Annotated in this window: 9 protein-coding genes; 3 read left to right on the top strand and 6 right to left on the bottom strand. The window is 45.0% G+C overall.

Annotated elements, in window-relative coordinates:
• On the bottom strand, positions 1–904 hold a 904-nt coding region (locus AACR09_RS22910; protein WP_228010842.1), incomplete at its 3' end, for a PhoH family protein.
• A gap of 466 nt (positions 905–1,370) precedes the next feature.
• Between AACR09_RS22910 and rapA the strand changes: the two genes are divergently transcribed.
• A complete protein-coding gene (gene rapA / locus AACR09_RS22905) occupies positions 1,371–4,280 on the top strand; it encodes an RNA polymerase-associated protein RapA (RefSeq protein ID WP_017080869.1) in 2,910 nt (969 codons plus the stop codon).
• A 139-nt stretch (positions 4,281–4,419) separates the two neighbouring features.
• On the opposite strand, the gene AACR09_RS22900 is transcribed toward rapA, so the two are convergent.
• Positions 4,420–5,697: an NRAMP family divalent metal transporter gene (locus AACR09_RS22900; RefSeq protein ID WP_193835749.1), complete on the bottom strand. Its 1,278-nt coding sequence runs from the start codon at positions 5,695–5,697 to the stop codon at positions 4,420–4,422.
• A 158-nt stretch (positions 5,698–5,855) separates the two neighbouring features.
• Here AACR09_RS22900 and rluA point away from each other — a divergent pair, with 158 nt between their 5' ends.
• Both rluA and AACR09_RS22890 read left to right on the top strand, forming a co-directional pair.
• Positions 5,856–6,590: a bifunctional tRNA pseudouridine(32) synthase/23S rRNA pseudouridine(746) synthase RluA gene (gene rluA, locus AACR09_RS22895; RefSeq protein WP_102535507.1), complete on the top strand. Its 735-nt coding sequence runs from the start codon at positions 5,856–5,858 to the stop codon at positions 6,588–6,590.
• Positions 6,591–6,624: 34 nt separating this feature from the next.
• Positions 6,625–7,587, top strand: coding sequence for a D-2-hydroxyacid dehydrogenase (locus tag AACR09_RS22890; RefSeq protein WP_193835748.1), 963 nt, complete (start codon positions 6,625–6,627; stop codon positions 7,585–7,587).
• Between the two features lie 132 nt (positions 7,588–7,719).
• Here AACR09_RS22890 and AACR09_RS22885 read toward each other — a convergent pair whose 3' ends face one another.
• The 4 genes from AACR09_RS22885 to argR form a co-directional block, all read right to left on the bottom strand.
• On the bottom strand, positions 7,720–8,157 hold the full coding sequence (locus AACR09_RS22885; RefSeq protein ID WP_004735912.1) for a universal stress protein: 438 nt from the start codon (positions 8,155–8,157) through the stop codon (positions 7,720–7,722).
• A 104-nt stretch (positions 8,158–8,261) separates the two neighbouring features.
• Positions 8,262–10,841: a TRAP transporter permease gene (locus AACR09_RS22880; protein WP_017078820.1), complete on the bottom strand. Its 2,580-nt coding sequence runs from the start codon at positions 10,839–10,841 to the stop codon at positions 8,262–8,264.
• 255 nt (positions 10,842–11,096) lie between these two features.
• Positions 11,097–12,065, bottom strand: coding sequence for a TAXI family TRAP transporter solute-binding subunit (locus tag AACR09_RS22875; RefSeq protein ID WP_017078819.1), 969 nt, complete (start codon positions 12,063–12,065; stop codon positions 11,097–11,099).
• 342 nt (positions 12,066–12,407) lie between these two features.
• Complete coding sequence (gene argR / locus AACR09_RS22870; protein WP_004735909.1) at positions 12,408–12,878, bottom strand: transcriptional regulator ArgR; 471 nt, start codon at positions 12,876–12,878, stop codon at positions 12,408–12,410.
• Positions 12,879–13,296: the final 418 nt, after the last annotated feature.

Here is a 13,296-nt window from a genome sequence, read left to right as displayed (position 1 = left end):
TCTTATCGAATTGTTTGCGCTCTATGGTTTGTTCAAGTGCGGCAGCCATGGCTAACAGTGTTTTACCACTACCTGCTGCGCCCGTTAGAATCACCAGATCAATATCAGGGTCGAGCAGTGCATCAATCGCCATCCCTTGATAGACATTCTTAGGTGTAATGTCCCATGTCTTGCGGTTCATTAACCTTTCTCGACTGAGATCTCTGAGCGTAATGCGTTCGGCCTCAATCTCTTCTACACGACCAGCAAAGTCACTTTCTTCGTCAATCACATATTGGTTGAGGAAGGTTGGATCGAAAGGTGCTCTCGCTAGGGTGTGCAGCGTTTTTCCGCCTAAACTCCTACTTTCGACGTTATCGACGCCATCCCAGAATGAGCCTTCGAGTTGTTGAAAGCCTTTAGTGAGGTATTGGATGTCATCAATCAATTGGTCGGTTTGATAGTCTTCAACAAAGCGGACCCCAGCGCCTTTGGCTCGTAAGCGCATGTTGATGTCTTTAGTGATAAGAACCACTTCGCGTGGCGCGCGTTTGTTTTGAAGGTAGAGGACTGCGTTGAGGATTCGGTTATCGCCTGCCTTGTCATCGGCGAACGCTTTGATGCTTTCTTGAAGTTCGTAATCAGCGAGTATTGAAATACTGCCAGATGCGTTTATGTCTTTAGAAAAAGGAATGCCTTCCGATATTTGGTCTGGTGTGGCTTCCCTGAACAAGTCTTCGAGCGTTCGAATCGCAATTCTCGCATCTCGAGCAACGTCTCTTTTACTGTCTTTGATTCTGTCGAGTTCTTCTAGCACGGTCATGGGGATAACGACATCGTGCTCTTGGAAAGAAAATATAGCGAAGGGTTCGTGAAGTAGGATATTAGTGTCTAAAACAAATAGCTTCCGGTTGGTCTCGCCCATAGCATCTCCTTGCCGACGTGCGGCTTGCCTTGCATTCATTGAACGTAGATAAAGCTCATATAAAGATTAGTATCTCATTCCGGTGATAGTCAACTACTCACCTAAACTTCATCTAGAGAAATATCGCCATATCGTTGTGAATGAATATGGCGTATTCGTTTGAGAGCAGCAATCTGCTACCTATAGATTACCCATGATTTTTTGACAGTTTGATTGCACTGGCGAAAACAGAAAAAAAGTATGAAATCATCTCCTTTAGGCGTGACCTAAATCACAGCATCGAGTAAGATTAGCGACCTTTTTCTGCACCATTTTCTCGAGATATTTATTATTAAGAGCGCACTTAAAAAGTGGCTGCAAACTAGGCATCTTTAGCTATATTTTTAGTTCAAGCGCGATAACGCTCTTGTTTAAAACTGCAGTTAACATGACCAAATTCCAACTATAAGATTGAGGTAGTCGATTCATGACATTTGCTTTGGGGCAACGCTGGATAAGCGATACGGAGAGCGATTTAGGTTTAGGTACCGTTGTAGCAATGGATGCTCGAACAGTGACAGTAATGTTTGCAGCATCAGAAGAGAATCGTGTCTATGCACGCACTGATGCTCCCGTAACCCGAGTAACGTTTAATGTTGGCGATGTCATCGAATGCCAAGAAGGCTGGTCTCTAACTGTCGAAGAAGTTATCGAAGATAAAGGGCTACTGACTTATTTGGGCACTCGTGAAGATACTCAAGAGACAGAGGTGACTCTGCGTGAAATATTCTTAAGCAACCAGATCCGCTTTAACAAACCACAAGATAAGCTGTACGCAGGTCAAATCGACCGTATGGATAACTTTGTGCTGCGTTACCGCGCGTTAAGCAATCAATACCAACAACATAAGAGCCCGATGCGTGGCTTGTGTGGTATGCGCGCTGGTTTGATTCCTCATCAGTTGTACATTGCTCATGAAGTAGGTCGTCGTCACGCTCCGCGCGTTTTACTGGCTGATGAAGTGGGTCTAGGTAAAACCATTGAAGCAGGCATGATCATTCACCAACAGGTGTTGTCTGGCCGTGCTGAACGCATTCTGATTGTGGTACCTGAAACTCTGCAACACCAATGGTTAGTAGAGATGATGCGCCGTTTCAACCTGCACTTCTCTATCTTTGACGAAGAGCGTTGTATTGAAGCCTTCGCGGAGTCAGATAACCCATTTGATACACAGCAATACGTTCTGTGTTCTTTGGATTTCCTACGCAAGAGCCGTAAGCGCTACGAGCAAGCACTTGAAGGTGAGTGGGATTTGTTGGTTGTCGATGAAGCGCACCACCTTGAGTGGAGCCAAGACAAACCGAGCCGAGAATACCAAGTGGTTGAAGGATTAGCGGAAAATACTTCTGGCGTACTGCTATTGACAGCAACCCCTGAACAGCTGGGTCGTGAGAGTCACTTTGCACGTCTGCGTCTGCTTGATCCTGATCGCTTCTACGATTACGAAGCATTCGTGGAAGAAGAAGACCAATACGCCCCTGTTGCTGATGCAGTAACGGCATTGTTCTCTGGCGTGAAGCTTGAAAACAGCGCGAAGAATCAGATCACTGAGCTTCTATCTGAACAAGATGTTGAGCCTCTATTCCGCGTTATCGAGGGCGATAGCAGCGAAGAAGAGCAAGCGTTAGCTCGCCAAGAACTGATTGATAATCTTATGGATCGCCATGGTACAGGTCGTGTTCTTTTCAGAAACACACGTGCTGCAATCAAAGGCTTCCCTAAGCGTAATGTAAACCTACTGCCGATGGATATTCCAACGCAGTACACAACCTCTATGCGTGTATCAGGCATGATCGGTGGCAAAATGGCTCCCGAAGCTCGTGCGATGAAGATGCTGTACCCAGAAGAGATCTTCCAAGAGTTTGAAGGTGAAGATTCAAGCTGGTGGCAGTTCGATTCACGTGTTAACTGGTTGATTGAAAAGATTCAAGATAAGCGCAGCGAAAAGATCCTAGTGATCGCCTCTCGTGCGAGTACTGCTCTTCAATTAGAGCAAGCACTACGTGAGCGTGAAGGTGTGCGTGCAACGGTATTCCACGAAGGCATGTCAATTCTCGAGCGTGATAAAGCCGCGGCTTACTTTGCTCAAGAAGAGGGTGGCGCTCAGGTTCTTATCTGTAGTGAAATCGGCTCTGAAGGTCGTAACTTCCAGTTTGCTAACCAGTTAGTGATGTTCGATTTGCCATTCAACCCAGACTTGCTTGAGCAACGTATTGGTCGTTTGGACCGTATCGGTCAGCTGCGTGATATCGACATTCACGTTCCTTACCTAAAAGGCACATCGCAAGCGATTCTAGCGCGTTGGTTCGATGAAGGTCTGAATGCATTTGCGGAAACTTGTCCGACGGGTCGCACAGTTTACGACAAGTACTCTGATGTTCTTATTGAGATGTTGGCTTCTGGTAACACCGAACAACTTGATGAAGTGATTGAAGAGTCAGCGAAGCTAAACCAAAGCCTGAAATCGGATCTAGAAAAAGGCCGAGATCGCCTACTAGAAATGCACTCAAATGGCGGCGAAAAAGCGCATGAGATTGCAGAAAAGATCGCGTCGACTGACGGTGATACTAATCTAGTGTCTTTTGCACTGAGCCTGTTCGATACCATTGGTTTGAACCAAGACGATAAGGGTGAAAATGCGCTAGTTGTAACGCCATCTGAGCACATGATGGTTCCAAGCTACCCAGGCCTACCTTATGAAGGTGCAACCATCACGTTTGATCGTGAAACTGCGCTGTCTCGTGAAGACATGAACTTCATTAGCTGGGAACACCCAATGATTCAGGGTGGTATTGATCTGCTATTGAGTGAAGGTGTGGGTGCGTCAGCAGTATCGCTACTGAAAAACAAAGCGTTACCTGTTGGTACTATCCTGCTTGAGCTGGTTTACCTTGTGGATGCACAAGCGCCAAAGCGCAGCGGTATCAGCCAGTTCTTACCTAAGACGCCGATTCGTTTGATGATGGATGGTCGTGGTAACGATTTATCTGCTCAGGTTGAGTTCGATAGCTTTAACCGTCAGCTAAGCCCTGTGAACCGTCACTTGGCAAGCAAGTTGGTGAATTCAGTACAGGGTGAAATTCACAAGCTAATTGAAGCCGGTGAGACGCATGTACTACCGAAGGTTGAAGAAGTTCGTCAGCAAGCCCAGAAAGATATGCAAACCAACTTGAACGGTGAACTAGAGCGTCTACAAGCGCTTAAAGCGGTGAACCCTAACATTCGTGATGAAGAGCTAGAAGTTATCGAAGCTCAAATCAATGAACTGACGGGTTACATCAGTAAAGCTCAGGTTCAGCTGGATTCGTTACGCTTGATTGTGGTTTCTCACAACTAAGCCAGAACTAGAATATCGCTAGCTTGACGCTTTAACGAAATAAGGCCTTCATCACGAAGGCCTTATTTGTATCTGTAGCTTGGTTAACAGTTTAGTTCAGAGTTCGGTTAGCAGTTTGGCTAATAATTTGGATAGCTGATTACATCAACCATTTCCACCAAACGAACAGAGCTAAGAAGCCAAATAGGTAAACCAGACCTGCTACAGACAACCATTTTAGCTTAGTGCCAATCGCAAGCGCTTTAGGTAGCTCTGCTTTGCTCACCAAAATGAAATTCAGTAATGCGAAGAAGGGGGTTGTGATAAAGGCGAGTATCATCGCGAAATCGAGCATTGGCATCAAGGCTGCACTAAAGAACATTACGATTGCTAGCGCAGCGATAGATACGATGATTATCCACCCTTGTAGCATTCTTGGGCTGCTCTCTTTTTTAAGCAGTAGACGCTGTGATTCAGCAAGTACGCGTGAGTAGCCATCGATAACAGTAATGGTACTGCCAAAGATACAGAAGAAGGCGACGATTGCGATCAGTGGACGAGACCATTCACCAATTGTAGAGGCGTAAATACCGACCAACTGATGAGTGAAGCCAACGCCAGAGCGAGACAATTCAATTCCCGAGCCGTGAAGTACCAGAGCACCTAAAGCAACGAATACCAATGCAAGCAATGCCGTACCAATGTAGCCTACGTTGAAATCGAACAGTGCAGACTGAGCCGTCACCTCTTGCTTCTCTTTTTGGCTTTTTAGCCACATAGAGGTGATGCTTGAGATCTCGATAGGCGCAGGCATCCAACCCATCGTCACCACGATAAATCCGATAGCTGCCAATGACCAAGGTGATGGTGGCACAAAAGCGGCATCAGGTTCGACTGGAGAGCCAATAGCAATCGCAACAGCAGCTAAGGTTGTGATGGTCAGGATCGCCATGATCGCTTTAGAGAGAGTGTCGAGCGCGCGGTAATGGCCCGCAAAAAGAATGATCAAACAGGTCGCTAAAACGATCATGCACAAGGTGCTGGTGGCTAAATCGAAAGGAATAAAGTAACTGAGTAGGCTCGCACTGAATAACAGCAAGGCTGCGGTATTCACGACTGCGGAAATAGCACTCAGTATCGAAAAGATCACAAGGTATGGGCGTCCTAGGTTAGAGTAACCTTCCACCAAGCTTTGACCCGTTCCTAGCGTGTATTGGATACCAGCTTTGAAGAACGGGTACTTAAATATGTTTACGAGGATAATAAGCGCGGCTAGCTGCCAACCATAAATCGCACCAGCCTTGGTTGAGGCTACTAAGTGAGAGCCACCTACCGCTGCTGCAGCCATCATAATGCCTGGGCCAAGAGACTTAATTAAACTTGATAGGGGAGCTGAGGTTGGTGTTTTTGTGCTGGTGGTTTTAACCGTACTTTCCATCATTTTTCCTTTGATGCTGACTTCTTATTATCCGTTACCCTATCAATACCATGTTTTGTAGGGTCGTCAACTTTTATGTACAAAAATGTTGAAAATTGTATTTATTAATAAACGAATCAACCGTAAATTATTTATTCACTAGTAATTAAGAGGCTTTAATGGCGTTAGAACAGTACACACCACCGTGTGAACCGTGGATTGATATTGTTTATCAAGATGACGATATTCTTGTGGTGAACAAGCCTGCAGGCCTGCTTTCGGTGCCAGGGAGATTGCCAGAGCATTACGACAGTATGTGGAGTCGGTTGGTTGTCGAATTTGCGGAGATTCAGGTGGTGCATCGACTGGACATGTCGACATCGGGGTTGATGCTGCTCGCTAAACATAAACAAGCTGAGCGTCATTTGAAGAAGCAATTTCAATATCGACTGACACACAAACTCTATTACGCCCGAGTATGGGGTTCAGTAGAAGAAGCAGAAGGTTTGATTGATCTGCCGCTCATTTGTGATTGGCCAAATCGACCAAGACAAAAGGTGTGCTTCGAGGATGGCAAGCCATCACAGACTCACTATGTGGTGGAGCGACAAGAGGCTCAAACGGCATTGTTGAAGTTGCTGCCGATCACTGGCCGCTCTCATCAGTTACGTGTTCACTGCATGGAACTAGGGAATCCAATCGTTGGCGACGAGTTTTATGCAACGCCAGATGCGTTTAACTATAGTGACAGGTTAGCTCTGCACGCGTGTGAACTGAGCTTTTATCATCCGGCTAATAATCAGCTTTTCAAAGCCTTTGTTCCGTGTGAGTTTTACCCTCAAGCATCACCGCAAATTGAACAGCACTTTGAAATTGCGCCAGAGCTTCCAGACTACAGCAAGCTAAAAGCTTAGAATGGTTAAATCAATACCAATGCAAGGACGTACAATGCCGAAGTTGAAAGTGGTCTTTCTCGACCGAGCCACCATCCCATCTCAAATTCATTTAAAACCTCTCCGCTTTGAACATCAGTGGGTTGAATATGATTTCACTTCGCCGGAGCAAGTGTCTGAACGAATTGAAGGCGCTGATGTGGTTATTACCAATAAGGTGGTGCTCAACGAATCGAATTTAGCTCAAGCAGAACAACTTAAGCTAATAGCCGTTTCAGCAACGGGTGTGAATAATGTCGATGTTGGCTACTGTAAGAGTAACAATATCGCAGTGACAAACGTGCAAGGTTACGCGACTCAATCGGTACCTGAACATGTTATAGCGATGCTGTTTGCGTTAAAGCGTAATCTCGTTGGTTACCATCAAGACATCGAAGCCGGCGAGTGGCAAAAGGATCAACAATTCTGCTTCTTTACTCATCCGATTCAAGATGTTGCAGGCAGTACATTAGGCTTAATCGGTAGTGGTGGCTTAGGACAAGCAACAGCGATATTGGCTAAAGCGATTGGTATGAACGTAATATTTGCTGAGCGTAAAGGGGCTGACTCTTGTCGAGAAGGGTATCTGCCTTTTGATACGGTGTTACAACAAGCAGATGCAATCAGCTTACATTGCCCATTGACCGAAGCGACTCGAGACCTGATTTCAGAGCGAGAGCTAGCAATAATGAAACCAAATGCGGTGTTAGTTAATGCTGGCCGCGGTGGACTCGTGGATGAACAAGCCTTAGTTGAAGCTTTGAAAAATCAAGAGATTGCGGGCGCGGGTATGGATGTGTTCACACAAGAACCGGCTGACAACTCGAATCCATTACTGGCTAACAGTCATTTGCCAAATTTACTATTAACGCCACATGTGGCGTGGGGCAGTGATAGCTCAATTCAAAAGCTGTCTGATATCTTAATCGATAACATTGATGCCTTTGTTTCTGGTAAGCCGCAGAATCTCGTCAGTTAAGCCGCAGTAAGCGGTTATACACTCAGCTTCAGACATAAAAAAGGTTGGCTTTGAGCCAACCTTTTTAGATGTTTTGTCTTTCGTTCGACTTAGCTTATCTGCCAGAAGCTAGAAGCTAGAAGCCAGAAGCGATTAGCCTTGAGGTTTGATGACCAATACATTGATTGGTGAATTCTGTACGACTTTACTCGCCACTGAACCCAGTACCACTTTGTCGATTTTCGAGCGCTTATGACTAGGCATCACAATCAGATCTGCCCCAAGCTTTTCTGCGTAATCTAGAATCGTTGTGTAGGTTTTACCTTCGGCAACGTGAACCTTATAAACCACTTCATCGTCGATGTACTTGTCTGCAAACTCTTTCAGCTGATTTTTCACATCGAGCTTCATTTGGTTTGCTGCATCTTTCGGGAAGTAAGACGCCACCATCGACATGTGAATGCCAGGTAGTACGTTCAGAATATGGATTTCAGCATTACTGTGCTTTGCGTGCCATACCGCTAATTCAACAGCTTTGTCAGAAAAGCCTTTGTCGTTAAGATCAACAGGAACAAGGATTTGTTTATACATGTGTTTTTCTCTTTTTTATCAGCGCTTAGTATTGACCAAGCGCTGTGATTATCCTTTCCATGTAATAAAGCCAAATAGAGTTGAGCGCTACTTGGCTCTATCCATTACGCGCTAATCTCATCCTTACGAGCACGCCTTCTTTGGTTCATCGCTAAGCCAATCAAAATGAGTAGGGATGGTAAGAATACCCACTCTTTCATTGGTCTTTCTGCGTCTTGGATAACTGATTTAATTTCCCAATCAAAGTCAATGCCAGCCGCTTCTGCTGGGCTACCGAACTCAACCATATCGACAATCATTTTGCCTTCAGATTTCGTCAGCATTAAGCCCATTGAAGCAATGCGGTCTTCACTTGTTGTCGCAGAATCTTCAAATGGAAGGCGAACCGTCTTCTCAGAATAGTCACCTTCTAAGTTTTCGCCACCCACTCTTAACTCAAGAGATTGTCCCACAGATAGACCTTCTGTGATTTGAGCGATCTCAACTCCAGGTGAAAGAACTTTCTCTGGATAAATCATGTCCCACCAGAAGCCAGGGCGGAAGAAAGAGAAAGTTAGAACCAATAATAGGATCGTTTCCCACCATTTGTTCTTGGTGAACCACCAACCTTGCGTTGCAGCGGCAAAGATAAGTACCGCCGTCACAGAAGAGAAGATAGTGAGGAATAGATGCCACCAAGAATCAATGCCCATCAACAGTAGTTGGGTATTGAAGATGAACATGAATGGCAATATCGCGGTCCGGATATCATAGGTAAAGCCTTGAATACCAGTACGGATCGGGTCTGATTTTGCAATCGCGGCGGCCGCAAAGGCTGCCAAGCCAACCGGAGGCGTATCATCGGCTAAGATACCGAAGTAGAACACGAATAAGTGAACTGCAATCAGAGGGATGATCAGGCCATGCGCCGCGCCTAAGGTAACAATTACCGGAGCCATCAGCGTTGATACAACGATGTAGTTTGCCGTTGTTGGTAAGCCCATACCTAGGATTAAGCTGATTACCGCAGTGAATAGCAGCATAAGAATGATGCTACCGCCTGAGATGAACTCAACGAAGTCCGTCATTACCAAGCCGATACCCGTCAGAGTCACCACGCCGACAACCGTACCCGCAGCAGCTGTTGCTACACCGATACCGATCATGTTGCGAGCGCCTGAAACCAAGCTCTCTAATAGATCAACGAAACCGGCTTTAGTTTGTTCTGCAAGATCGTCAGATTTGTTCATCAGAGTCATCAAAGGACGCTGTGTGATCAAAATGAAGATCATGAATACCGTTGCCCAGAAGGCAGAAAGACCTGGAGAGAATCGCTCTACAGTCAGACACCAAACAAGAACCACGATAGGCAATAGGAAATGTAAACCAGACTTAATGGTTGGGCCTGGATCGGGTACTTCTGTTAGCTCGGCATCGATGTCCATGCCACCTTCAGCGGCATATTTTGCTGATACTCGAACCAAGGCTACATAAGAGATCAATAGAGCAACGGTAACAATAGGTGTCGCTGCATCGCCAAAGACATCTTTCGTCCAGCCGACACCGTAGTAAACCGCAGCACTGATGACACATAGCCCAAGAATGGTACCAGTGAAAGACAGTAAGCTTTGTACGATAGTTGGTGTGTGGCGACGAGGTAGGCCAGTCATACCTGCTTTACATGCTTCTAAGTGAACAATGTAAATCAAGGCGATGTAAGAGATAAGAGCAGGCAATAGCGCCGCTTTAATCACTTCTACATACGAGATACCCACATATTCAACCATCAAGAATGCAGCAGCACCCATGATTGGTGGAGTTAATTGACCATTGGTTGAAGCGGCAACTTCTACAGCACCGGCTTTTTCACCTGAGAATCCGACTCTTTTCATTAGAGGGATCGTAAAAGTACCCGTGGTTACCACGTTAGCGATAGATGAACCAGACACAAGACCGGATAGGCCAGAAGCAACAACGGCTGCTTTCGCTGGGCCACCTTTCATGTGGCCAAGTAAAGAGAACGCTACCTTGATGAAGTAAGCACCTGCGCCTGCGCGTTCTAGCATTGCACCAAACAGTACAAACAAGAATACGAATGACGTAGAGACGCCAAGAGCAACACCGAATACACCTTCAGTTGTTAGCCACAGATGCGACATTGCCTTGTTCAGGCTTGCACCTTTATGGGCGATAACGTCCGGCATGTGAGGGCCGCCAAAGGTATAAAGTAGGAAGACTGCAGCCACAACCATAAGAGGTGGACCTAAAGCGCGTCGTGTTGCTTCAAGCAGTAGAACCATACCAAATACAGCAGCAACAATATCGAATGTTGTTGGCGCGCCTGAACGTTCAGCGAGTTGAGTATAGAAAATATAGATATACGAAGCTGAAAAGCTACCAACCAGCGCTAATATCCAGTCGACCGCAGGAATTCTATCCCGAGGTGAATTTTTCATTGCTGGGTAAGCGGTAAAGGCTAGGAAGATGGCAAACGTAAGATGAATTGCTCGAGCTTCAGTGTCGTTTAAAATTGCGAAGTTAAAAATGAACGGCAGCGGGGATGCATACCAAAGTTGGAACAGTGACCAACATAGAGGCACAAACCATAAAATACGGCCTTGGATACCGCGAGGGCTACGCGCACCAGTGTCTGATTGTGCCACCATTTCTTGCACATCTGGAGACGGTGATGTTGTCTGCGTCATGTACTTTATCCTTATTATTGATGGTCTGCCTTTCTTACGAACAACGAGACGTTATTTATTTCCTATCTAGTGTAGCGAATGGATAGGGACATGCGTTTTTTGTTCGTCTTTGTCTTAGGCTTGATACGAAGGTAAGTTCGCCAAATTGGAGAAACTTAAAGGTTTGTCTCTTTTCACTTGGGTTATTTTTATAAAACGTGAAAAGCCAATAAGGAGGACATGCCTCCTTATTGGTAGAGTAGGCTTAAAGTAGAATTACTTTAGAAGGCCTACTTCTTTGTAGTATTTTACTGCGCCAGGGTGAAGAGGGATTGAGATACCCGCTTTAACCATGTCTTCTTTCTTCAGGTTCGCAAATGCTGGGTGCAGGCGTTTGAATGTAGCGAAGTTTTCAAATACCGCTTTAGCAACGTTGTATGCGACTTCATCAGAAACGTCAGACGTTGTTACCATAGTTGCAGCAACACCGAAGCTGTTTACGTCAGCATCTGTACCACGGTACATGCCAGCTGGAACTGTGCTGTATGCGTAGTATGGGTTTTCAGCTACGATCTTGTCGATTTGTGGACCAGTTGCAGAAACCAGTTTTGCATCACAAGAAGTCGTTGCTTCTTTGATTGATCCGTTCGGGTGACCAACCATGTAGATGAATGCATCAATCTTGTTGTCACAAAGAGCTTGTGAACGCTCAGAACCTTTAAGTTCAGAAGCAAGCTTGAAGCTATCGTTAGTCCAACCCATAGCGTCCATTACAACACCCATCGTTGCACGGTCACCAGAGCCTGGGTTCCCAATGTTTACACGCTTACCTGCTAGGTCAGACACATTGTTGATACCAGCATCGGTACGAGCGATGATGTTGAACGGTTCTGTATGTAGAGAGAACATAGCGCGAAGTTTTTTGTATTCGCCCTGATCTTTGAATTTACTTGTACCGTTGTAGCCGTGGTATTGCCAGTCCGATTGAACAACACCGAAATCTAGTTCACCAGCACGGATGGTGTTAACGTTGTAGATCGAACCACCAGTAGATTCTACAGAACAACGAATGTTGTGGTCTTTGCGGCCTTTGTTCACAAGCTTACAAATAGCACCACCAGTTGGGTAGTAAACACCCGTTACTGAACCTGTACCAATTGTGATGAACTCTTGAGCGTTAACTGCGCCAGCGCCCATTACAGCAGCTGCAATAGCCCCAACTTTAATAAGTTTGGTAAATGCCATGAATTTCCCTTCCTTTATTCATTATTAACCCTGAAACAAGTGTAGTCGTTTCTGGAGTTTCCTATTTGGAAACGGCACCTTTTTCAATCCATGTGATGAAAAAGTGGCTGAATAATATCAAAAATTGGCAGAAAATTACTCAAATGTTAAAAGATATAGCTAAAAAATCTAACAAATGACGGTTAGATCTTGTGTTTGATTTGCTACTGAGTTTTTTAAAATCAATGGTTTAGTGGTGTTTGAAGAGGGGGAGATAGATATTCTAGGATGTGATTTGGATCACGAAGCGAATCGGTGTTCGTGATCCATTAATCAGGTTTATGGTTATGAAACTGTGACCAATTATCCTGCGTATTCAAACAGTTCGCACACAGAATCAAACAATTGCTTCGTGGTAACTGACAAGGTTGGCGTGATGAAGATAGTATCATCGCCTGCAACGACACCTAGTATACCTTCCGACTTACCTAATGAGTCCAATAAACGAGCAATAAGCTGCGCCGCACCTGGGCCGGTATGTATCACCACCAATGCATTGTTGTGGTCGATATCTAATACTAATTCTCTCAGAGAGCTAGAAACTGTCGGAACACCAAGTTCAGCAGGAAGACAGTAAACCATCTCCATTTTTGCATTACGAGTTCGAACTGCACCAAACTTAGTTAACATACGCGAAACTTTAGATTGGTTGATACTTTCAAAACCTTCATGTTTGAGGGCATCGACAATCTCGCCTTGCGAACCAAAACGTTCTTCTTTTAGTAATGATTTAAAAGCACGAACTAAGTTGTCTTGTTTTTCTGTATTGCGCATATGTCATTCTTATTCTTTAACAAAGATGTTTGCATATTCTCGCATACATATTCAATTTTAGCTAAAATATCACGGCAATTTGTTAGTCATATCACTGTAAAAATTTAATAGAATAATGTGTTATTAGTGTCGACTTATTTTGTTATTTCAGTCGATTATCGCCATAATGCGAACTTGCTGTGTAGCACGGTTTTATTGACTTGCGCGAAGTCGCAAAGCTGGCGTTAATTGATTGTAATCACTTTGTGATTAATATATTTTTTTAACCATAATTTAGCTCAAGAACTACCCTACCAAGAATTTATAAGAGAAATCTCTCAAGGAGAATAACAATGAAAGTAGCTGTTATTGGTGCCGCTGGTGGCATCGGTCAAGCCCTAGCCCTACTACTAAAGAACCGCCTACCTGCTGGTTCAGA

The organism is Vibrio sp. OPT20 (assembly GCF_963889365.1).
GTDB classification, from domain to species: domain Bacteria; phylum Pseudomonadota; class Gammaproteobacteria; order Enterobacterales; family Vibrionaceae; genus Vibrio; species Vibrio splendidus.
Note: the sequence above shows the minus strand (reverse complement) of the source record. Positions and strands in the feature narration are given on the sequence as shown.

What these genes read in the sequence shown, in the direction of transcription:
- rapA (WP_017080869.1), top strand. Translation starts at nt 1,371, where the DNA reads ATGACATTTGCTTTGGGGCAACGCTGGATAAGCGATACGGAGAGCGAT.
- rluA (WP_102535507.1), top strand. Translation starts at nt 5,856, where the DNA reads ATGGCGTTAGAACAGTACACACCACCGTGTGAACCGTGGATTGATATT.
- AACR09_RS22885 (WP_004735912.1), bottom strand. Translation starts at nt 8,157, where the DNA reads ATGTATAAACAAATCCTTGTTCCTGTTGATCTTAACGACAAAGGCTTT.
- AACR09_RS22880 (WP_017078820.1), bottom strand. Translation starts at nt 10,841, where the DNA reads ATGACGCAGACAACATCACCGTCTCCAGATGTGCAAGAAATGGTGGCA.
- argR (WP_004735909.1), bottom strand. Translation starts at nt 12,878, where the DNA reads ATGCGCAATACAGAAAAACAAGACAACTTAGTTCGTGCTTTTAAATCA.
- AACR09_RS22900 (WP_193835749.1), bottom strand. Translation starts at nt 5,697, where the DNA reads ATGGAAAGTACGGTTAAAACCACCAGCACAAAAACACCAACCTCAGCT.
- AACR09_RS22890 (WP_193835748.1), top strand. Translation starts at nt 6,625, where the DNA reads ATGCCGAAGTTGAAAGTGGTCTTTCTCGACCGAGCCACCATCCCATCT.
- AACR09_RS22875 (WP_017078819.1), bottom strand. Translation starts at nt 12,065, where the DNA reads ATGGCATTTACCAAACTTATTAAAGTTGGGGCTATTGCAGCTGCTGTA.